This is a genomic window from Sporosarcina luteola, from assembly GCF_007991495.1.
GTDB lineage: Bacteria > Bacillota > Bacilli > Bacillales_A > Planococcaceae > Sporosarcina > Sporosarcina luteola.
Genome location: NZ_BJYL01000015.1, coordinates 116,148 through 135,478 on the forward strand (window position 1 = coordinate 116,148; position 19,331 = coordinate 135,478).

The 19,331-nt window shown below is 41.9% G+C and carries 21 protein-coding genes and 2 riboswitches; of the genes, 9 read left to right on the forward strand and 12 right to left on the reverse strand.

Going from position 1 to position 19,331, the window contains the following annotated elements; genetic code table 11:
- Positions 1–27: 27 nt before the first annotated feature.
- On the reverse strand, positions 28–252 hold the full coding sequence (locus SLU01_RS05905; RefSeq protein WP_147056277.1) for a cysteine-rich CWC family protein: 225 nt from the start codon (positions 250–252) through the stop codon (positions 28–30).
- 143 nt (positions 253–395) lie between these two features.
- Here SLU01_RS05905 and SLU01_RS05910 point away from each other — a divergent pair, with 143 nt between their 5' ends.
- A complete protein-coding gene (locus SLU01_RS05910) occupies positions 396–623 on the forward strand; it encodes a hypothetical protein (protein ID WP_147056278.1) in 228 nt (75 codons plus the stop codon).
- A gap of 151 nt (positions 624–774) precedes the next feature.
- A complete protein-coding gene (locus tag SLU01_RS05915; RefSeq protein WP_147056279.1) occupies positions 775–1,581 on the forward strand; it encodes an aldo/keto reductase family protein in 807 nt (268 codons plus the stop codon).
- A gap of 234 nt (positions 1,582–1,815) precedes the next feature.
- On the opposite strand, the gene SLU01_RS05920 is transcribed toward SLU01_RS05915, so the two are convergent.
- The 4 genes from SLU01_RS05920 to tenI are packed head-to-tail and all read right to left on the reverse strand — an operon-like array spanning position 1,816 to position 4,468.
- A complete protein-coding gene (locus tag SLU01_RS05920; RefSeq protein ID WP_147056280.1) occupies positions 1,816–2,832 on the reverse strand; it encodes a thiazole biosynthesis adenylyltransferase ThiF in 1,017 nt (338 codons plus the stop codon).
- Complete coding sequence (locus tag SLU01_RS05925) at positions 2,829–3,596, reverse strand: thiazole synthase (protein ID WP_147056281.1); 768 nt, start codon at positions 3,594–3,596, stop codon at positions 2,829–2,831. The genes SLU01_RS05920 and SLU01_RS05925 overlap by 4 nt, the downstream gene beginning before the upstream one ends.
- 1 nt (position 3,597) lies before the next feature.
- Positions 3,598–3,801: a sulfur carrier protein ThiS gene (gene thiS, locus SLU01_RS05930; RefSeq protein ID WP_147056282.1), complete on the reverse strand. Its 204-nt coding sequence runs from the start codon at positions 3,799–3,801 to the stop codon at positions 3,598–3,600.
- Between the two features lies 1 nt (position 3,802).
- Entirely contained in the window at positions 3,803–4,468 is a 666-nt protein-coding gene (gene tenI / locus SLU01_RS05935) for a thiazole tautomerase TenI (RefSeq protein WP_147056283.1), read from the reverse strand.
- Positions 4,469–4,578: 110 nt separating this feature from the next.
- A riboswitch (TPP riboswitch) is annotated at positions 4,579–4,686 on the reverse strand.
- A 201-nt stretch (positions 4,687–4,887) separates the two neighbouring features.
- Positions 4,888–4,989: riboswitch (TPP riboswitch) on the forward strand.
- 140 nt (positions 4,990–5,129) lie between these two features.
- Here tenI and SLU01_RS05940 point away from each other — a divergent pair.
- The 3 genes from SLU01_RS05940 to SLU01_RS05950 all read left to right on the forward strand — a co-directional run bounded on the left by SLU01_RS05940 (position 5,130) and on the right by SLU01_RS05950 (position 7,860).
- Positions 5,130–5,882 carry a 3-oxoacyl-ACP reductase gene (locus SLU01_RS05940; protein WP_147056284.1) on the forward strand — a complete coding sequence of 251 codons (753 nt, stop codon included), beginning with the start codon at positions 5,130–5,132 and terminating at the stop codon, positions 5,880–5,882.
- Between the two features lie 49 nt (positions 5,883–5,931).
- A complete protein-coding gene (locus SLU01_RS05945) occupies positions 5,932–7,239 on the forward strand; it encodes an LLM class flavin-dependent oxidoreductase (RefSeq protein ID WP_147056285.1) in 1,308 nt (435 codons plus the stop codon).
- A gap of 168 nt (positions 7,240–7,407) precedes the next feature.
- Positions 7,408–7,860: a quinolinate synthase NadA gene (locus tag SLU01_RS05950; RefSeq protein WP_281288368.1), complete on the forward strand. Its 453-nt coding sequence runs from the start codon at positions 7,408–7,410 to the stop codon at positions 7,858–7,860.
- Positions 7,861–8,124: 264 nt separating this feature from the next.
- Here the strand turns inward: SLU01_RS05950 and SLU01_RS05955 are convergent, their stop codons facing one another.
- Positions 8,125–8,622, reverse strand: a complete 498-nt coding sequence (locus SLU01_RS05955; protein WP_147056287.1) for a YehS family protein — start codon at positions 8,620–8,622, stop codon at positions 8,125–8,127.
- 161 nt (positions 8,623–8,783) lie between these two features.
- A complete protein-coding gene (locus tag SLU01_RS05960; RefSeq protein ID WP_170232608.1) occupies positions 8,784–9,560 on the reverse strand; it encodes an SH3 domain-containing protein in 777 nt (258 codons plus the stop codon).
- Positions 9,561–9,842: 282 nt separating this feature from the next.
- Between SLU01_RS05960 and SLU01_RS05965 the strand changes: the two genes are divergently transcribed.
- The 3 genes from SLU01_RS05965 (at position 9,843) to SLU01_RS05975 (ending at position 13,219) form a co-directional block, all read left to right on the forward strand.
- A complete protein-coding gene (locus SLU01_RS05965; protein ID WP_147056289.1) occupies positions 9,843–10,457 on the forward strand; it encodes a sterol desaturase family protein in 615 nt (204 codons plus the stop codon).
- 56 nt (positions 10,458–10,513) lie between these two features.
- Positions 10,514–11,230 (forward strand): GntR family transcriptional regulator, encoded by a 717-nt coding sequence (locus SLU01_RS05970; protein WP_147056290.1) that lies wholly within the window; start codon positions 10,514–10,516, stop codon positions 11,228–11,230.
- Positions 11,231–11,329: 99 nt separating this feature from the next.
- Positions 11,330–13,219, forward strand: a complete 1,890-nt coding sequence (locus tag SLU01_RS05975; protein WP_170232609.1) for a bifunctional metallophosphatase/5'-nucleotidase — start codon at positions 11,330–11,332, stop codon at positions 13,217–13,219.
- An 81-nt stretch (positions 13,220–13,300) separates the two neighbouring features.
- On the opposite strand, the gene SLU01_RS05980 is transcribed toward SLU01_RS05975, so the two are convergent.
- The 4 genes from SLU01_RS05980 to SLU01_RS05995 form a co-directional block, all read right to left on the reverse strand.
- Positions 13,301–13,585, reverse strand: coding sequence for a hypothetical protein (locus SLU01_RS05980; protein ID WP_147056294.1), 285 nt, complete (start codon positions 13,583–13,585; stop codon positions 13,301–13,303).
- A 55-nt stretch (positions 13,586–13,640) separates the two neighbouring features.
- Positions 13,641–14,312 carry a cupredoxin domain-containing protein gene (locus tag SLU01_RS05985; protein WP_147056296.1) on the reverse strand — a complete coding sequence of 224 codons (672 nt, stop codon included), beginning with the start codon at positions 14,310–14,312 and terminating at the stop codon, positions 13,641–13,643.
- Between the two features lie 89 nt (positions 14,313–14,401).
- Positions 14,402–15,628, reverse strand: coding sequence for a hypothetical protein (locus tag SLU01_RS05990; protein ID WP_147056298.1), 1,227 nt, complete (start codon positions 15,626–15,628; stop codon positions 14,402–14,404).
- Between the two features lie 63 nt (positions 15,629–15,691).
- On the reverse strand, positions 15,692–16,930 hold the full coding sequence (locus tag SLU01_RS05995) for a hypothetical protein (protein WP_147056300.1): 1,239 nt from the start codon (positions 16,928–16,930) through the stop codon (positions 15,692–15,694).
- Positions 16,931–17,177: 247 nt separating this feature from the next.
- On the opposite strand from SLU01_RS05995, the gene SLU01_RS06000 reads away from it, so the two are divergent.
- The gene (locus tag SLU01_RS06000) at positions 17,178–18,671 is read left to right on the forward strand and encodes an S-layer homology domain-containing protein (RefSeq protein WP_147056302.1); all 1,494 of its coding nucleotides are present in this window, start codon (positions 17,178–17,180) and stop codon (positions 18,669–18,671) included.
- A gap of 55 nt (positions 18,672–18,726) precedes the next feature.
- Here the strand turns inward: SLU01_RS06000 and SLU01_RS06005 are convergent, their stop codons facing one another.
- Entirely contained in the window at positions 18,727–19,281 is a 555-nt protein-coding gene (locus tag SLU01_RS06005) for an MEDS domain-containing protein (RefSeq protein WP_170232610.1), read from the reverse strand.
- Positions 19,282–19,331: the final 50 nt, after the last annotated feature.

The following is a 19,331-nucleotide window of genomic DNA, read 5'->3' on the forward strand; positions in this document are numbered from 1 at the left end:
ACGATCAACAGCAGGAGGCGGTCCTGATTACTTAGTGATCCGTTGGAAATCAGTACTTCCATTTTTAAACCGATCTAAGCATTCCTTGCAAATGCATTTCACACGGATATCCTTTTCCGGAACCAGTTCAAAAATTTCATGTGGAAACGTCTCTTGGTTGCACCAACAAATGCCCAGCGATTTTTCTTTTCCGTAACAACAGTTATTCGTTTTGCCGCAAAGCGGACAATGCTCGTTTAGTTGGGAAGTCATCGTTTTACACCTTCTTTATCATCTAGAAGTACCAAAGCATAAAGTTATCCTCATTATACATTTTTGTTTGAGTAATGAATAACCATACTTCTAACTGATTGAACTATCATGCTACAGTAAAAGAAAAGAGGGGATGAGTGGATATGTGGAATTATCGTGTTTTAAAAGGGAAGCAAAACGGTTCTGACTGTTATGAAATCCATGAAGTTTACTATGATGAAGATGGAAAGCCGCGAGCCTGGGCAGAAAGCCACAATGTCCTAATTGATGATGGGTTAGATGAATTGAAGGAAACGTACGACTACATCCAGAATGCATTCAAGATGCCTGTGCTTGAAGAGGTGGATGGAAAGCTAGTTGAATTGAAATGAAGAAAGAACCGACCCGTCCTACGCCGAGCGGCTCATGTCAAACGTAATGACGGATTAATACGGGAAGTCCTGAATTTGTATAACTGAACAGATTGATTGATTCCTTTGCCTAGCAAAGGTAATGTAAGAATAAAGCTTTGGAGGGATTTAGATGAAGTCTATACCATTAAATAATGGCATTGAAATTCCAATCGTCGGCTGTGGTACAAATACGTATGGCAAAGAGGGAAACCAGTACTCAGGTGCCTTAAGAGGAGACACTCAAGAAATCGACTGGGCGATAGAAAACGGCTACCGTCATTTTGACTCAGCCCAATTATATTTAAATGAAGAAGTCGTTGGTAATGGGTTGAAAAAATCCACGCTGCCACGTGAAGATTTCTTCATCACTACGAAGCTGAATACATTCGAAGGTTTCAAAGGTGCGGACTGGGCGCATGCTGAAATTGAAAAAAGCTTAGAGAAATTACAAACGGACTATATCGATTTATTCCTTATCCATAAACCATGGGATCATCATGCTGAAATTTTGGAGGCATGGAGTATTTTAGAAGACTACTATAACCGTGGTGTGTTTAAGTCAATTGGTGTTTCTAATTTTGAAAAAGAACATTTGGATTTAATTCTTGAAAAGGGGCACATTAAACCAGCTGTTAATCAAATTAAATCCCAAGTTGGAAATTGGAATGAAGAATTAATTGCTTTTAATAAACATCATGATATTGCAACTGTAGCATGGTCTCCATTACGCGGTATCGATGAAAATGCTAATCAGGTTCTAGAAGAAATCGGTAACCAATACGGAAAAACATCCGCACAAGTTGTTCTGCGGTATCAAATTGAACGTGATGTGATCGTCATTCCAAAGTCTCATAATAAAGATCGCCAAGCACAAAGCTTGGATATTTTTGACTTTGAACTATCAGCAATCGATCATGAACGTATTGCAGCCCTCTAATTGAGTTCTGGGTACTAGGTTCTCATTGTATCTTGGATACAAATAAAGTAAAACGAGGAACTAAATTAACCTAAAAGTTGATAGTTCCTCGTTTTTTATTGTTGGGGCAATCGTTTAAGAGCAGTTTTCGTGCTAATATAGCGTGCATCGGGTCTCCTCGTCAACGACACTTCCTGCTACATCATGTCCCTTACAGATCACACGATTCCCCCCTTAGGCTATAAAAAACAGATTTCATCCCAAATAACGATGATACAAGGTTTTTGCTTCTGAAACATCCTTGGTTCCATGAACGAATACACGGCCATCCTTAAAAATGACCATCCGTTTTTCATCGATTGTAAATGAGAGTAAGAATGGATTTTGATCGACTTTTCCTTGGTGGGCAAGCATTGATGCAAGCTCATCTAAATTGCGTTCGGCTTGTACAGAGGGACGTATTTGAACAGATTCTCTGCCACATAATATTGCAGTTTTCGTTTGATTGGAAAAATCAAGGTATGGGTATGTTCTAACAGTTCCGCATGATGGGCAGCTGTCTTTTTTCAAAGATTGCACATCTATCGCGGTTTGTTGATTTTTCCAAAGATCAAATGATTGAAGTTTACGAAGAAGTGAATCGAAATCTTCTACCAAGATTTTTAATGCCTCAGTCACCTGATATGCAACTACCATCTGCACCGTTGGACTTATAATCCCCGCTGTATCGCAAGTTAAGCCACCTAGCGGCACTGATTCTAATAGACAGTTCAGGCAAGGCGTCTTTCCTGGTATGATCGTATAGCTAATTCCATAACTTCCGACACATGAACCATAAATCCATGGAATCGTATATTTTTGTGAAGCGTCATTCAGCAACAACCGGATATCGAAATTATCCGTAGCATCAATGATCAAGTGAACACCTTTTACAAGCTCTTCTATTTCACCGACGGATACATCCATAATATGTGCCTGAATATCCACTTCGGAATTCACTTGAAGCAATCGTTCCTTGGCGGCAACTGCTTTTGGTATTCGATTCTGGGCATCCTTTTCTATATAAAGCTGTTGTCGTTGCAAATTACTCCACTCGACATAGTCACGGTCGACAATTGTCAGCTTCCCGATGCCCGCTCTTACAAGCGCTTCTGCACTGCCTGTTCCAAGTGCCCCGGCCCCGACGATTAATACATGTTTATTTCTAATCTTTTCTTGCCCTTCTGCTCCAATCGGGGCAAAAATCTCCTGGCGGGAATATCGTTCGCTCAACCAATGCTCATTCCTTCCATTGGACTGCTTGCACTTGCATATCTTTTTATAGGAATTCTCCCCGCTTCGTACCCTAGTCTGCCCGCTTCAATTGCCAATTTCATCGCTTTCGCCATTTTTACAGGATCCTTTGCACCAGATACCGCTGTATTCAGAAGTACCGCATCTGCACCAAGTTCCATTGCGATTGCCGCATCGCTTGGTGTGCCTACTCCCGCGTCTATAATCACAGGGACGTCGGATTGTTCAATGATGAAAGATAAATTTAATGGGTTAATAATCCCTTGGCCAGAGCCGATTGGTGAAGCCCCCGGCATGATTGCGTGACATCCTAATTCCCCTAATCGCTTTGCAAGCAGAACATCATCCGAGGTGTAGGTTAGTACGATAAAGCCCTCTTTCAACAGCTCTTCTGTTGCTTTTAGTGTTTCAATTGGATCCGGGAGCAATGTTTTTTGACAGCCAATCACTTCGACCTTAATCATGTCACATAATCCGGATGCTCTTGAGAGCTTTGCAATTCTTACAGCTTCTTCTGCTGTGCTGGCACCCGCAGTATTCGGAAGCAATTTATATTTTTCCAAATCTAGTTTCTCTAAGAAGTTTGGTTGGTTTGCGTCGAAAATATTCATCCGGCGCACTGCAAAAGTTAAAATTTCCGATTCTGAAACCTCAATAGCTTCCTTTTGAATATCAAAATTAGGATATTTGCCTGTACCTAATAACAGTCTTGATGAAAATTCATATGGTCCAATTTTTAACATGTTACCCACCCCCTACAAAATGTACAATTTCAATTTTATCCCCATCAGAGAGCCGCGTGTCCCGATGGTTCGTCTTATCCAAAATAACCCCATTCACCTCGACAATGACGATATGTTTATCTAGTTGAAAATGTTCCAACAGAACTGATACGTTGCCAATTTCATCTGGTATTTTGATTTTGTCATTATTAATCAACAACTCCATTTTATCCACCCCTCATTATGAACAACTTGTTTTGGCGATTCGTCCATGACGAAGTGCGATGGAACCTCTTCATTTCTGCGGTATACTCTTTCACGGAATATACCGGGTTAACCGACCGGAAAACGCCCGACATAACAGCAATCCCTGCGGCTCCTGCCCCGAGTACATTTTCAACATGCTCCGGCTTGATGCCGCCGATTGCGATCACAGGCAGATCAACACTCTTTGTTACTCGTGACAATTCTTCTACCCCTTTTGGCTGCAATCCCAGCTTTGAGCCGGAATCGAATAGATGCCCAAACAGTACATAATCTGCACCCTCCCTTTCAGCCGCGAGTGCTTCCTGGATGGAATGCACAGATTTACCGATTCGTAATCCCTTATATGCTTCGTAAACTGACTTCACATCCATGCTATGATGGGCAAGTTGCACCCCGGATACCCCACGGGCCCAAGCCACGTCGACCCTATCGTTCAGGATGATTTTCGATAGCGGAACCTTTGCTTCAACCAATCTTCCTATAACCTCATAAAGTTGTTTAGCACTCCAATTCTTTTCCCTTACATGAATATAGTCTACATACTGATGCGTACAGGCGGCTATGTGTACAAGTTCATCCATCGTTTGTTCGCCTGTAGAAATAATATGCAGCTCTTTTTTTGCCATTATCGTTACCCCTTTATTCTGAAAATATTTTCGAGCGCAACAAAAAACCGCTGCCTTGTTCATGTAATGACAAGAAAGCGGTTTTATACGGCAAGTATAAGCAGCGGAAAACTTCCGCCATACCACTTTCCTACGCTGGCATTAACCAGATCAGGTACTTAGGGTCCTGAAGTCACACTTCAATCTCAGCCATTCTGATGGCACCCCTAGTGGTCAAACGTTATGTAATTTTCTACTATCGTTCGCAACTATCGTATCATTGTAAAAATAGTTGTCAAGATAAATATTTCAGATTCCGCCGCTTTGCATACAGATCAGCGAGTAGTGTGAAGACAGAAAAACAAGACAAGTGTTGTAAAAGAAGATTGAGCATGTTAGGGTAATCTTGGAAGTATCAATTAGGCATATTTCCTTTCATACCTATACACTAGGGGTGTTTATGTAACTGAGATGAGTAGTAACTCAAACCCTTTGAACCTGAACTAGCTAAGACTAGCGTAGGAAAGTGTAAACTTCAATACATACTTGAGGGACACCTGTGTCTTTCTCTTTTGTTATTGTTTTTACGCAACTTTCCTATGGGAGGGTTGCGTTTTTTTTACTTATCGCTTGCTTTATCATTTTTTTATTTTTCAATACTAAAATCATGGAGGTCTTTAGGATGACTAGGGTTGTGTTGGTTACAGGTGGAAGTCAAGGCTTAGGAGCATCTATCGTAAAGACATTGGGGGAAAAGGGCTTTCGAGTCGTAGTCAATTACTTTAAAAGCAAAGATGCCGCTGAGCAGCTCGTATCCGAGATTGGAAGAGAAAATGCTATTGCGATTCAAGCGGATGTAACAAATCGTAAAGAAGTGGATGAAATGGTGGAAAAAGCAACACAATACTTTGGTCAAATTGATGTGGTCGTCAATAATGCATTAGTAGACTTTAAATTTGATCCGGACAAACAAAAACCTTTCACAGAACTTACATGGGATGATTATCAAAAGCAGCTGGACGGTACTTTAAAGGCTGCATTCAATATTGCCCAAAGCGCTATGCCTCAATTTATTGAACGGAAAGATGGAAGCATTATAAGCATAGGCACTAATTTATATCAAAATCCTGTTGTACCTTATCACGAATACACAACAGCCAAGGCTGGATTAATCGGTTTTACACGCAATATCGCTTCAGAATTAGGACAATATGGTATTCGAGCGAATGTCGTTTCAGGCGGATTATTAAAAACAACGAATGCGAGTGCTGTCACGACACCAGAAGTATTTGATTTAATCGCCCAATCTACTCCATTGAAGAAGGTGACCACGCCTCAGGATGTAGCCAATATGGTCGCTTATCTCTGTTCGGAAGATGCAAATGGGATTACGGGTCAGAACTTCACGGTGGATGGCGGGTTGACGATGAATTAATCCACAAGAAGGGTGTATAGGTAATATTGACAAACAGGGGTGTGAATAAATGACAAAAACCCAAGACAAACAGCTGAGCATCGGTGTTTTGCTTTACGGTTGCGGACACCATCAGGCTGCTTGGATGATGACAGACTCAAGTGTCGATCGCATTGGCGACATTTCCTATTACCAGTCCTTGGCGCAGTTGGCGGAAAGGGGTTGCTTCGATGCAATATTCTTTGCTGATAATCAGTCTTTTCCAGGTAAACATCCTAGTGAAATGCCGGCATTTTGGTTTGATCCATTAATCAATTTGACAGCCATTTCGCAAGTGACTGAACATGTGGGCTTGGTTTCAACGATATCAAGTACTTTTTCTAATCCTTTTACGGCTTCTCGCCAACTATTAAGCTTAGATCATATTACAAATGGACGTGTCGGTTGGAATCTAGTTACGTCAATGACAGATTTAGAAGCGTTGAATCATAGCATGGAGAAGCTGCCTTCGCATGACAAACGATATGAAAAAGCGGAAGAGTTTGCCGTTCTGATGGATAAGTTATTTCATTCATGGGACAGTAAAGAGTTCGTGTATCAACGAGATGAAAAGAAATTGATAAATCCGACCAATATTCAGCCGTTTAATCATGAAGGTGCCTACTTTAACGTATTTGGCCCGTCCACTACACCTAAGAGCCCCCAAGGCAGACCTGTACGAATGCAAGCGGGGGCATCTGATCAAGGCATTGCTTTAGCTGCAAAGCATGCAGATGCAGTCTATTCCGTGTCATGGAACTTAGAACAAGCAAAGAAATTCCGTGGAAAGTTAGATGAACAAGTTCAACAACATGAAGAGGGCGATAGAAGAATCAAAGTATTCCCCGGTTTAGTCACATATGTCGGTCATACTTACGAAGAGGCTCTCGCTAAAAAAATGGCTTTAGATGAGCAATTGCCGATTGAAAATGCTTTAAAACAGTTGAGTTTCTTTGTTCAACAGGACTGTTTAAGTTGGGATCTCGATAAAAGTGTACCCCAACTACCCCCGGTTGAGGAATTTACAGGCCCGATTGGACGATACGAAACGATATTGGAAATTATTAAAGATACACAACCTACAGTAAGAGAATTAGTAGGTTATCTCAGTGCGGGTGGGGGCCATTTTACGCTGATAGGCACCCCCGAAGAAATTGTCGATCAGATGGAACTTTGGTTTGAGGAGGGCGTTGCTGATGGGTTCAATCTTATGCCTCCTACATTACCTGGAAGTTTGGAAGACTTTGTTGAATTAATTGTTCCAGAAATGCAGAAAAGAGGTATTTTCAGAACTACCTATGAAGGCAACACCCTCCGTGAATATTTAGGTTTAACATAGTGATTCATTTTGCCCAAGAAGATTTTTTATTTGAGCCGGAGTTGACAGAGATGTGGAAGCCTTACCATTCGAGAGCAATCTCAAATGGTAAGGCTTTCAATTTATTTACTCACTCTTCCGAAAGGAATCTTGTATTCTGTGTGAAGATATGTAATTAGCCGGGAAAACATACATATTTGGATGGGGGAATGTCATGTCCATGCCGGCATTGCTCCGCATCAAGTCGAGAATGTGTTGACAGAATATCCTGAAGCCGAACTGCTTGTGCATCCTGAATGCGGCTGTTCGACGTCAGGTATGTATTTAAAGTCAGAAGGAATCCTTCCGAAGGAGAAAACGCATATTCTGTCGACCGGCAATATGTTGACGCATTCCAAAGCTTCGCATGCGGATGAATTTGTCGTTGCAACTGAAGTCGGCATTATCCACCAGATGGAGAAGCAAAATCCTGAAAAGCGCTTCATCCCTGCTAATCCGGATGCCATCTGCCCTTTCATGAAAATGATTACGCTTGAGAAGGTTTTAGCTGCTTTAAAAGAGGACAAACATATTATTTCCGTTCCCACAGAAACTGCAGTTCAAGCCAAGTTGGCGATTGAGCGCATGGTGTCCATCGGATGAAACTAGGTGCCTGTGTATATTGAAGCGTTTTTGAAGTCGAGTTTTTCAATTTTCTTTTGCGATCACCGATTCCACACGGTCTATGAGCCAAAGGAAAACCCATATGTCGATATTGAACTTGATAGCAACGGAAGAGTGGACCATCGGACTCAATGACGTGACGAACTTAAACGGCCTTTTCAATCGACGATGTAGATGAGTTCCAACATAAAAGTGCCTGGCACGAATGCAATTCAACATTGCATCCGTATCAGGCACCTGGCATTAGGCCCTATATTTTATAGCTAATCCTTTTAAGAAGTTCCGTGCGTATCGATCCATGCACGGTTTATAATTCTTATGCCCTTCTTTTCTCAATACAGCGCTTAGTTCACCTTTCGATACAATGACTCCTGCGTCTTCTAAAATATCAAGCATATCCTCACTTGTTAACGCGAGTGCTATTTTCACTTTCTTTAGTAGGATATTATTAACATTTTCATTCGTCATGATCGATCCTGCTTGACCTTGAGGTTGTCCTGGTTTTGGATCTTGTTTGCCTCTTTTATAGATAATGAGGCCATTTAAAAATGAATCCAACATTTGATTCGTACACTTCATTTGTAATTCGTTTTCAGCTTCATCCTCATTTGCCTTTTTTAGCAACAGCAGTATATCTTCTTTTGTCACTTCAATGCCACCAAGTTTAAAAATGTCTGCCATCTCAGTATTACTAACATCTAAAGCATATCGTAATCGAATTAATATATCATTATTATTCATTTGTAGACCTCCTGTATAGCGCTATAAGTATAAAACGAATTCATCCTTATGATTGCCCTCTTGTGTGTGATGTATTTAAGCGATTCAAGCTTAATAGTAGCACATCTTAAAGGAAACCTGCTATTACAGACTGCCTAGTTTGCCTAAAAGGTTAAGGGTCCTTAGTTAGCTTCTTCCACAGACACTAACTCCGTAAAAATTTCACCATTTTTATCGGTGCTTTTTATTATTCCGATTCCCTTCGCCAAATATTCTCTAGAGCCATCCGGATAGCGAAGTATGACGACATTCTCAAATGTACCGGCTTTCACGGTTATTGTTTTCGTTGTGCTTTCCACCAAAACCTTTTGGTCCTCAAACATCATGGACGAATCGATTGTGTACGTCCCTTGTTTTAATGGATAGGGGACATTGACGAAGATAAAGTCGGAACTTGCGACACCCATGAGCAGCCTTTTTTCGTCTTCAATGTAGGTAAAGCTCGGGAAATCTGGGTACAGGGGACTCTTTTCATTATATAAATACGCGTATTCATTTCCTTTTTCTATAAGAAACATCTCTTTCTTCTGCTCTAAAAACGACGGCTCATACGTAAGGGTCAATCCGTCTTTTGGCGCCAGGCCACCCGTAACAGTCGTGGATGCAGCTTGCGGGTTTTGTGTCGATAAAGCGGACGTATACACAAATCCCTCGCTGTTGCTGGCTTGTACATATGACCAGCCGTTTGAAGAAGACAATACAGTTACTTTTGAATGGTTTTGAATGGTTCCGATTTTAACGGCGTTTTGTTTTGGTTCCTCCCGCAGAAAAATATCGTTTTTCGCGTTGACATACATTTCGGATGCTGCCGATGAGGTTGAAATTTGTAAAGGAAAGGCATAAGAACAACTGAGTAACAGCACGATCATTGCTAAGATTGTTTTTCTGATTTGGACCACTCCTTCATATAGTTACTACTAGACGAGATTATGAAGCTAGGTGTGAAAATAGAACAATCGTAACAGTCAAGACGCTTACTTGACCGGGAACCCCCATCTTTTTATTCGTATACTGTTTAATTACCCGGAAAGTGTGGTGGACAGTCTATGATAATCAAAATTGAAAAGAAACAATTGAAAATATTTTCTGGTTATTATATAGTTGGGTAAGACCGGGAATTGCGTTGGTCTTACCAAGTGAACTGCTTAGTGCAGTTCAACTGACAGATAGGGGGATTGTCAATGAATACAAAGTATATGAAAGAGTTTGTTTTGTTCCCGGACATCATGATCATGCTAATTCTATTTGTTCCGCTCATGGGCTATACATTGTTTAATGCACTCTCAGTTGGTACATGGGTTGCGTTCATGATCGGAATGGCTACGTATGCAATGAGTGAGTACGTCATTCATCGATTTTTATTTCATATGAAAACGCCGAAAAACCCTTTTTTATTGAAAGTAATTAAGCGCTTGCATTTTGATCATCACGCAGATCCAGATGATTTGAAGTTGCTTTTCTTGCCGATTTGGTTCAGCGTACCTGGCTTCTCCATCTATACAGTCATCTTCTATTTCATCACAAATAATATTTCATTAACGGTTGCGTATGTTGCGGGAATCGTCTTCTATTTTATGTATTATGAATGGAAGCATTATATTGCCCACCGTCCAATTCAACCACGTACAGCACTTGGGAAAAAGATTAAGAAAGCGCATCTGTGGCATCATTTTAAAAATGAAAATTACTGGTTTGGCGTAACGCATACGTCTGTGGATAAAACGTTCGGAACCTATAAAGATCAAAAGCTCGTTGAGAAAAGTGAGACCGCTAAGAATTTAGAGAAGCGCGTCTGAGTGAATCGAGTGTATTAGGCAAGCCGCGGGTTGCGTAGCTAAAAGGAGATTTTGCAATGAGTCGAACAGCAATTGTTGAGAAAGAACTGATTAAAGCAATTCTACAAGGAGACTATCCCGCAGGAAGCCAGTTGGAGACGGAAAGGGAATTGGCTTCAATTTATCAAATAGGGCGCCCTGCCGTTCGGGAAGTCTTGCAGCGCTTGGGCCACGGCGGGTGGCTGACGCTCAGAAAAGGTCAACCTGCAGTGGTGAATGATTATTGGTATGAAGGCAATAGTACGACAATCGTCGATATTATTGAGTACTTCGATCAGGTGCCGGATGCGTTTGTCCTTTACTTTTTGGAAATGCGTATTGCGCTGACACCTCACTATGTAAAAAATGCGGTGACGTTCAATCATCCTAAAGTTGTCGGATTGCTGGCGGAAATTGATGAGCTGCCGGACACGCCGCAAGCGTTTGCTTCTTATGATTGGAAGATGCAAAAAGGGCTGGCGAGATTATCGGGAAATCCCCTTTTCTCTCTTGTGCTCAATAGTTTTGAACCGGCCTATGAGAAAATCGCAATCAAATACTTTGAAAGTGATTTCCGGCGTCAGGCATCGCTAAGTTATTACAAGAAATTGATGGACGCCGCCTTGAAAGGGGATGCACGTCTTGCAGAAGAGCTTGCGTGCGCCATAATGGAAAAGAGTCATGCGTTGTGGAAAAGCCAATTATCCCCCCACGAAAAAATCGGCGTGAAATTCAAGTTTGATGACATGCAATAAGCGAGAGATGCAGTATAGAGATAGATGGGGGGAATTCCGATACGTAAACGATTGGTTAGTTTATTTTCAATTATTTTTATTTCATCAACAGTTTTTAGTATGAATACTTCAAAAGGAAGCGCAGATTCAGCCGAAGATTCCGTCACAATCCTGTTCACGCATGACCTGCATGATAATTTTCTGCCATTTGAAGTTGAAAAAGGACAACAGAAAATGACTGTCGGCGGGTATGCCAGATTATCGAGTGCCATTCAGGAACAGCGGGAAAAAGATCCGGATGCGATTTTAGTAGATGCAGGAGATTTCGCGATGGGAACATTGTTTCAAACGATCTTCACATCACACGGGCCGGGCTTGACAATGCTTGGTCAGATGGGATACGACGTGACAACATTCGGCAATCATGAATTTGACTTTCGGGCAGACGGGCTGGCGGAAAGCTTGCTCGCTGTGAAAGATAGCAGCGTGCGGCTTCCTAGCATCGTTGCTTCCAATATCGAATTTCCGAAAGAGGAAGATGGAGCGTCATCCGCCGACGTCCAAGCTTTAAAAGAAGCGATGGATGCATACGGCGTAAAGGACTATATCGTCCTCGAACGGAAGGGCATGAAAATTGGCATCTTCGGATTGATGGGCGAAGAGGCAGTGGGCAATGCGCCTATGTCCGGTGTGACGTTTCTGGATGCGGTAGAAAGCGCAACGTCAACGGTCGCTGCATTGAGGGAGAAGGAGGGTGTCGACCTTGTCATTGCGCTATCCCATTCGGGTACAGCGCTTGACCCGTCCAAATCAGAAGACGAACGACTTGCTAAGAAAGTGTCTGGGATTGATGTCATTATTAGTGGCCATAGCCATACGACACTTATGGAACCGATTCTAGTAGGGGAAACGGTTCTCGGATCGGCGGGTGAGTATGGAGAGCATTTAGGCATACTCAACATCTCGCGGGATAGCAAGGGCAAGTGGGGAGTCGGTCATTATGAATTGCGGAAGATCGACGACACGCTCCCTGCAGATCCGATGATCGCAAAAACAATTGAGTCATTCAAACAGGCGATCCAGAATGACTACCTCGACCGCTTCGGGATGGGATTTGATGAAGTGCTCGCCACCTCACCTTTCGATTTCACTCCGTTCACAGAGCTCGGTGTGGAGCAACAAGAAGAACCGATCGGCAATTTGATCGGCGACGCATTTATTCACACGATCCGGGAAATGGAAGGAAGTGCGTATGAGCCGATTGCTGCAGCTGTTGTGCCTTACGGGAATATCAGGGATTCATTCAGCAAAGGAGATATTACGGTTTCCGATGTTTTTAAGGTGAATTCATTGGGCGTCGGCCCGGACGGTATTTCCGGTTATCCGCTGCTCGATATTTACTTAACAGGGAAGGAATTGAAAACCGTAGCGGAAGTCGATGCCTCGATTACGCCGATTATGAATGAAGTCCAATTGTATATTGCCGGTTTAAGTTATACATTTAACCCTAACCGTTTCATGTTCAACAAAGTGACAGACATCCATTTGCAGTCCTTTGAAGGCGAAAAGGAAGAAATTGATGACGAAAAGCTGTACCGTGTCGTGGGCGGTTTATATTCCGTTCAAATGCTCCCTTATGTAAATGAAAAGTCCTTTGGCATCCTGTCGGTTGTCCCGAAGGATGAAGACGGAAACCCCGTGACGAATTTTGAAGACCGAATCATTTATATGAATGAACAGCAGGAACTGAAAGAATGGTATGCGATTGCGAATTACTTCAAATCGTTCGGGCAAATGGACGGGGTCGCACAAGTGCCTGCCTATTATGAACATGCAAGAGACAGGAAAGTCGTTGAACACGATGCGACTATTTCAGCGGTGCTTAAAAAACCGAATGGCATCATCTTAACTGCATACGCCATTTTATTCACTTTTATCGGCCTGCTTGTGCTGCTGATTGCTGGTATGGTGAAAAAGAGGAAGCGTAAATTGGGGAAGGGATCAGTGTGAGATGCATAAAATGAAAAAAGAAAAAGCTGGATAGACCAGCTTTTTCTTTTTGATTACTTGTTTATTGAAATGAATGAACTGTTATGAATGTGAAATGAGAACTTTTAGAGGAAGAACGAGAACACAATCGCCGTTAATGAGAACTCCATGGGTCAGAACGAGAACACAATCGCCGTTAATGAGAACTCCATGGGTCAGAACGAGAACACAATCACCGTTAACGAGAACTCCACGAGTCAGAACGAGAACACAATCGCCGTTAACGAGAACTCCACGGGTCAGAACGAGAACACAATCGCCGTTAACGAGAACTCCACGGGGCAGAACGAGAACACATTCGTCGTTAATGAGAACTCCACGAGTCAAAACGAGAACTCATTCGCCATCAACGAGAACTACACAATCAGTCCCAACCATCATCTCAGTCATTTCCGCTCTCTTCACCTGCAGCTTCAAAGGAAACAGCCGAAACTTTTGACACGCGCACTTTCTGTCCTTCTTTCAACTGAACGAGGCTTTTGGAGTTTGTCAATCCGCCTCCCGTCAATTCAAATAGGCGAGGGTCTTTTCCTTGTTCCAGAATTTGCACAAAGCCGTGTCCAGCTGGGATGCTGATTGTATAGTCTCCCGGTTCGATGTCCAACCCGACATCCCATATGCCTGCAGTCAACTCCGTGGAAAGCTCTGTCTTTACAGGTTGTATCTCCACTGTATTATAGCCACCGTCAAAATGAACCGAAAACGTTGAATCAATATCGACAGTTAAGGTAGGCACTCCGGCTTTGTCTCCTACGATTTCCTGTACGAGCAAGTTGTCATCTTGATCATAAATATAAATATTTCCTGATGGATATCCAGTTAATGCATATCTTCCAGTGTTAATGGATAGTTTTACTCCACTTTTTGTCGGCACCAGTCCGTACTTTCTTTTTGCTTCTTTATTAATCCGATTTACTGTCGTGAAAATGGCAGGATGAACTGTTCCGATGAGTTCATCCCTTGTCGTTCCGATAATTTCATAGTTGTCTGCATATACGACTTTTGTTTCGGACTTGCTTCCTTGTAGGTTATGACAACCTGATAAGAGGAGCATACAAACGAACAGCCCTCCTAAAATCCTTTTTCTTCCTATCCATCGGTGTGAAATATAGTTGAAGTTAAACTGTTTTGGCATAATAGCTTTCATAGTACTCCACCGTCCCCGTTGGCCCCATTGTTCTTTACTAGCTGTTTTAGCGGCATTGTTTCCGTTTTTCGAAGATGCATGAGCTTATTCCTACCATATAGAATTGATATGACAAGCAAATTAAGGGCGACAAGCCAACTATACGCATGCTTGAAATCCAGTTTTTCAATCCCATATTCCTTTGCCGCATCTCCGCTTAGAACACTGCTAATATCGATGAATTTGAGTGGATAGAGCCAATTCGATTCCACTCCGGTTACTAAAAGAATTTGTGGGGACAGCAATACAAATAGGATAATGACAATTGCTGCGTACAAGTTTTTCGTTACAATATTTATTAATAAAAACGTGAACAAAAGTAATAGGGCAATTAATGCGAATGCTACGAGCATGTAAAACAAATAGCGCAATATGGATATTGCGATATAATCCGCGTTCTGATAAATAAGTACAGGAGTTCTAAAATCTCCCCATCCCGTTTTTCTCGCTACATAATAACCACCTATCCATATACTTGCGCATAGGAAGAGCATGATTTGTGCGAAATGGACACCTACCTTACTGACTGCTTTTTGCATAAACGAAATGGGAAATCCGTACATGACGGTAGGATGTTGTTGATCATTTAAAAGCATGCTGCTTCCCGCAAACAATACAAGCAGGCAAAACATGACGCCGCTTATATGGCTCAATGCGACTGGTATGTAATTACTTGCCTCAAATGGGTCTTTGATGAGGGTGAGGTCATGCTCTAGATGATATCGAAAGAGTGCATTTTCCTGTAGAATCTCGTCAATGGGGACAATATATTCCTTTTGAACCCCTTTATTCCCTCGCTCATGCAAATCAAGACGTAACTCATTCAGCTCAAGTCCTACCTCAAAAAACTTATGAAAATTAGGGCCAGGACCAAAATACCCGTCAGGATATCCTTCGTTAATTAAGTAAAGCCTTTGCATATTAAGCAATGAAGATTGTTGTATCAAATTGTCGCGAATTTCTTTTCCTTCTTCAGTTTCCCAAACAGATCCAGGGAACTTATCGAAAATCTGAAGAAAGTTTTCTGCTTCTTCATTTTTCTCTTCCCTTTGGTCAACCAAATCCAATTGACTATAATATGAAAAATAAAGCGGAAAAAAGAGGATCAGCGCAATACCTAACAACCAATTTTTCCGATTTAACATCAGTAATTTCATTTCAAATAATAAGTACTTCCAAAACATGATTGTATCCATCCTCGCTTTCTATCTTTATTCGGCTGCAGCTCAAGAGGGGGCGAAATCACTTTAAGACGCTTTATAGAATCGGCGTTTATTGATGATATTGGAAACAATATACAGGATGACTTCAATAATGAAGTACGTAACGAGCAATACGAGGATGCCTTTTGTATAAGTTATCGTTTCTGTGTTCAATAAAAAATTCTTTTCCCCATCTATTATTTTTCCAAAATCAAAATAAGTCTGTGGAAACAGGCTGATGTCCTTGCCAAACAATTCTGTTGTCGAGCGCGTAGAATAAAGGCGTTCAGAGAACAATAGCAAACTGCTAATGAATAGAACAATCCATTCATTTTTAAAAAGCAAGCTTAAAACGATATTCAACCGTATGAATAGAAGGGCCAATAGTGGTAAGACAACGAGTGTTTTTCCTAAGTAAGCAGCTAAAGAAATGACACTATAATCCTCAGACGTAAACGTTTTTTGCTGAATCATGATCGGAACATTCAAATCGAAATATCCGAATCCAAACTGAATCGTCATGATCAAAACTCCGACAATGATAACGCTACTAATGAAAACCATTGAATAAAGGAATGCCGACAATGATTTTAAATTCAGTTGGCGGTACCAAGACAATGGCAAGCCTTGGAGGATCGCCTGATGTTTTCGGTCTCTTGAAAGAATCTCACTGCTAAAGTAAATGATGCAAAATAAAAGGAAGTACACCCCATAGTTTTGCAGGAAATTCTGCAATGTTTGCAACCCCGTTTTTTCATACATTAATCCAAATGTAATGGGGTGATCCTTATTGAGATAATCCTCATACTTCATCATCGTTTGGTAATACGCATGCTCCCGATCTTTCGTTGGGAAAGGAGCGGTCTGAAATAAAAACCGATCCTCTAAATAGTCACCTGGATTACTTTGTAAATAATGTGTTCTTAATTGGAGCATTCGCGTAAAGTTTCGATCTTCAAAAGACTGTAGCATACCCGAAAACAACTCATAATTATGGGCATTCTCCGCGTAAACGGGTTCTCCAACCTGGCGGGAAAAGGATGCGCTATGCCATTTAAATATAAGACCGGTATTACCGATACTTCTCCATAGTTTTTGCTGGTCTCCCAAATAAGCTAAATGCTCCTCCGTCTCTTTTTTATTGAATGATTCTTTCGTATTCGCATACGGCCATAAAAATAAACAATAGCTAAACAAAAGAACGGCAACGAAGAAAACAAAAGGAATCGTACGTCTGCTTTTCGCTGTAAGTAGAAATTCATGCTTTAAATAATTACGGTTCATCCCGGCTTCCCCTTTTATTCGTATATTATAATTTGTTTCTTATTTCAAAATAGTCGATTGCTTTCTACTATACACATAGAAGTGTCATAGTTCAATAGTGCCTAGGCGCAGTAAAATCACTACAAATGCATAGATTACAAAATGGTATGGGATGTCCTTTTAAAACTTTTTTGAAACTATTTCGGAAATCTCCCGTCTGTACGATAAATGACAGAATAATAGAAGGCAGAAAGGATAGGAGAATATAGTGAAGAAACTATTTACAGCACTTTTCGCGCTACTGTTGGCATTCAGTTTTCCACTACGCGGGAGCGCAGAAGGCGAATTGCGATTTTCTGACGTGCCGGCGACGAAGCATTTTGCAGAATCGGTGAATGAACTTGCTGAACGGAATGTGATTGGAGGGTATCCGGATGGCACATTTAAGCCGGGCAATCCGATTACCCGGGGGCAGGCTGCGGCTATTATTGTAAAGTTGCTGGAGTTGGATGCAGAGAAGGTCAAGGATCCAGGATTCAAGGATATCACGCAGGCGAACGGCTATTACAAGGCGATTGCCCTATTGGCTGAGAAGGAAATCATCGGGGGCTACGCGGACGGCCGTTACGGACCGAATGAACCGATCACGCGGGGGCAAATGGCGTCAATTCTCGTTAAGGCATTTGATTTGCCGCGCTATGACATACCTCAACACGAAAACCCGTTCAAGGATGTGAAGCAGTTCGTTTCGCACACTCCGAATATTTTGATCATCCATCGTTTGGGCATCACGACTGGAACGTCACCGACAACCTTTAGCCCGAATGCTTCCATCACGAGGGGACAGGCGGCAAAGCTGATGAAGGCAACTGAAGAAGGGAAGCCGCAGATGAAGACGCTCCTGGCAAGCGATTTTGACTGGAAAAAGATCGAGTGGTTTAAAGACGATGAGAAAAATCCGGGAGTCTTTAAGGCGGCATTAGTGACCGGCAGAAAAACGTCGGCAGGTTACACGGGCGACAGATTGCAACTCGTCCCGCTGAAGGAAGGAACCGGGACACTTAGCTTCGGTGAAGGAAGTGCCTATTTTCCGGATGAAGTAAAACACAAAAAATATTATGTACATGTTACGAAAACGGATGGCGAATGGGAAATGACTTTGGAAGAAACAGACGATCTGTTTCTGACGGCTGCTGCGCTTGGAATGACGCTCGAGCAGACGAAGCAGGTAGACAGGGTCTCCCTGACGACAATGGACAATGAGAAGCTGACGGACAGTACATCGTTCAAGCATTGCAAAACTGGCGCGCTTGACAATATTTGTATTGCTATTGACAAACCAGGCCAATACATTGCGACAGTCCACTATAAAGACGGCGAGGAAATTCGTTACGGCATAGAGGCAAAGCAACAAACAGCCCACTTCTACTATTACATCCGTACGCTGCAGGAAAGAAAGACACATTCAGTTGATTTGAATAATAACAATCAATACTCCGTAAAACCCGGATACAAAATCGGAACGTATGACATCCCGAAAGGTTCCGAGGAAATCGCTGTTGTGACGAGGGAGAAAGGTACCAATATATTTCACGCGGAAGCAAAGAGAGCCGGTTCATTTGAAGTGATCTTCCCTGATGAACATGTTCTCGTCTACCTTCACAGCGCTGTCTATTTCGAAGGCGTCGAGCTCGATGTTCTTCAGCTCGGAAAAATTTTACGCGTAACGGTACAGCCCTATCTCCATGATTATTGGATGTGATGAAAGGAACTGTCCGAAAACCAAACACATCGTCTATTACTGGATTCACATATGATTATAGTGAGTAAACAGTAGAAATAGAAAGTCCATCATGTTTCAAAATGTACGGATGCGTTTCAAGCAGAACATTCATCATTTCGGTAGTCAATCTTTTTCCGTCGTATGCACAAATATGTATGTAGGATGAGTGACACACTTTCCTGTCTGCAAATGATTCAACGTCCTTTACTTCTGCAAGAAGATGCTTAGGCGCTTCGTGTGTCGCCCATTCCACATGAGCCCATACGCGAAACTTGAGGAGATGTTTTTCATAATGATCTATCGTCTCCTCGAGGGAGTCTTTGATACGGGCAGGATGATAGCTCCCGTTCAATCGGTAAAATTGAAGGCTGTTTACGAAATGAAGGAGGCGTAGCTGTTCGCTATCCATGCTTTTCTGTAACTCTTTTAGGATTGTTGCATACAAACGTTCATTTTCGATAAGAATTACATGTTCGCCTGCATCGATTCCATTTGTAATAAATGTTTGGATTTGCTGTAAATATTCTTGTGTTTCTTCATAAATATAAAGAGCGTGAACACCACATGTCTCTTCTTCCAAAGGTTTCATCGTTTTCTTTCCTCCCATTTTATCCAAAATATTATATGTTTGTTAAGTGA

Excerpts from the sequence above, each read along its gene's own strand:
- SLU01_RS05970 (WP_147056290.1), top strand. The coding sequence starts at position 10,514 with ATGAGTCGAACAGCAATTGTTGAGAAAGAACTGATTAAAGCAATTCTA.
- SLU01_RS05985 (WP_147056296.1), bottom strand. The coding sequence starts at position 14,312 with ATGCTCCTCTTATCAGGTTGTCATAACCTACAAGGAAGCAAGTCCGAA.
- thiS (WP_147056282.1), bottom strand. The coding sequence starts at position 3,801 with ATGGAGTTGTTGATTAATAATGACAAAATCAAAATACCAGATGAAATT.
- SLU01_RS05965 (WP_147056289.1), top strand. The coding sequence starts at position 9,843 with ATGAATACAAAGTATATGAAAGAGTTTGTTTTGTTCCCGGACATCATG.
- SLU01_RS05975 (WP_170232609.1), top strand. The coding sequence starts at position 11,330 with ATGAATACTTCAAAAGGAAGCGCAGATTCAGCCGAAGATTCCGTCACA.
- SLU01_RS05925 (WP_147056281.1), bottom strand. The coding sequence starts at position 3,596 with ATGTTAAAAATTGGACCATATGAATTTTCATCAAGACTGTTATTAGGT.
- SLU01_RS05995 (WP_147056300.1), bottom strand. The coding sequence starts at position 16,930 with ATGAACCGTAATTATTTAAAGCATGAATTTCTACTTACAGCGAAAAGC.
- SLU01_RS05955 (WP_147056287.1), bottom strand. The coding sequence starts at position 8,622 with ATGAATAATAATGATATATTAATTCGATTACGATATGCTTTAGATGTT.
- SLU01_RS05990 (WP_147056298.1), bottom strand. The coding sequence starts at position 15,628 with ATGTTTTGGAAGTACTTATTATTTGAAATGAAATTACTGATGTTAAAT.
- SLU01_RS05910 (WP_147056278.1), top strand. The coding sequence starts at position 396 with ATGTGGAATTATCGTGTTTTAAAAGGGAAGCAAAACGGTTCTGACTGT.
- SLU01_RS05945 (WP_147056285.1), top strand. The coding sequence starts at position 5,932 with ATGACAAAAACCCAAGACAAACAGCTGAGCATCGGTGTTTTGCTTTAC.
- SLU01_RS06005 (WP_170232610.1), bottom strand. The coding sequence starts at position 19,281 with ATGAAACCTTTGGAAGAAGAGACATGTGGTGTTCACGCTCTTTATATT.
- SLU01_RS05905 (WP_147056277.1), bottom strand. The coding sequence starts at position 252 with ATGACTTCCCAACTAAACGAGCATTGTCCGCTTTGCGGCAAAACGAAT.
- tenI (WP_147056283.1), bottom strand. The coding sequence starts at position 4,468 with ATGGCAAAAAAAGAGCTGCATATTATTTCTACAGGCGAACAAACGATG.
- SLU01_RS05940 (WP_147056284.1), top strand. The coding sequence starts at position 5,130 with ATGACTAGGGTTGTGTTGGTTACAGGTGGAAGTCAAGGCTTAGGAGCA.
- SLU01_RS05915 (WP_147056279.1), top strand. The coding sequence starts at position 775 with ATGAAGTCTATACCATTAAATAATGGCATTGAAATTCCAATCGTCGGC.